The 1,096-nt window shown below is 78.4% G+C and carries 1 protein-coding gene; it reads left to right on the plus strand.

Annotated features, from left to right (window positions below):
* Positions 1-73 precede the first annotated feature (73 nt).
* A partial coding sequence (locus tag AB0I76_RS30540; RefSeq protein ID WP_357042792.1) for an NAD(P)/FAD-dependent oxidoreductase occupies positions 74-1,096 on the plus strand: 1,023 nt, incomplete at its 3' end.

Raw genomic sequence — 1,096 nt, forward strand, 5'->3', positions numbered from 1 at the left:
CGGACCGGCACCGCGGCGGCGGACGCCGGCGGATCCCGGCCCGCCGACCGCGAAAGCTGAGCGAGGGGCCCACATGCGGAGCGCGGTGGTGGTGGGCGCGGGAATCGGTGGCCTGGCGGTCGCCGGCGCGCTGGCCCGGTCCGGCTGGCGGGTCACCCTCCTGGAACGCGCCGACCGGGTCCGCCCGGAGCCGACGGCCGTGGTGCTCTGGCCCAACGGGGTACGCGCACTGCGTGCCCTCGGCCTGGGCGCCGGCCTGGAGGCGATCGCCACCCCGCTGCCCGACGGCGGGGTCCGCCGGCCGGACGGCCACCGGCTCGTGCAGCCCCGACCCACCTCGGCCGACCGGATGCCGGTCGTCGTGCACCGGGAGGACCTGCACGACGTGCTGATCGCGGGCCTCGGCGACGGGGTCGAGCTGCGGACCGGGGTGACGGTGCGGACGGTACGCGCCGAGCCCGGGCAGCGCCCGTCGGTCAGCGACGGACGCCACGTCCTGGAAGCCGACCTGGTCGTCGGCGCGGACGGCATCGACAGTGCGGTCCGGCGGCAGCTCGCGCCGGAGGCGACCGTGGTCAGCTCCGGTTCCGCCGCCTGGCGGGCGGTGATCCCCTGGTACCGGGCACCCCGGCTGCCGGCCGGTGCGCCACCGGCCGGCGAGGTCCTCGGCGCCGGCTACCGGTTCGTGGCGGCGTCGCTGGGCGAGCGCGGCTCGTCCGGTGCGTCCACCCGGGGCGGCATCTACTGGGTGGCCACCGCGGCGGGGGCACCCCGTCCGGAGTCCCCGGAGACGCAGCTGGCCCTGCTCAAGCGCTGGTACGCCGGCTGGCCCGCCCCGATCGCGGACCTGCTCGACGCGACCGACCCCGCCGACGTCGTCCAGCAGGAGATCCGCGAGCTGCGGCCGCTGCCCCGGTCGTACGGCTTCCCGGCCGGCCCGGGTGGCGTGGTGCTGCTCGGCGACGCCGCGCACGCCATGCCGCCGCACCTGGGGCAGGGCTCCTGCCTCGCCTTCGAGGACGCGGCCACCCTCGCCTCGCTGCTGCGGGAGTCGCGGCTGCCCGACGCCGTGTCCGCGTACGACCTGGTGCGCCGG

Origin of the sequence: Micromonospora sp. NPDC049799, from assembly GCF_040656655.1 — a bacterium.
GTDB lineage: Bacteria > Actinomycetota > Actinomycetes > Mycobacteriales > Micromonosporaceae > Micromonospora.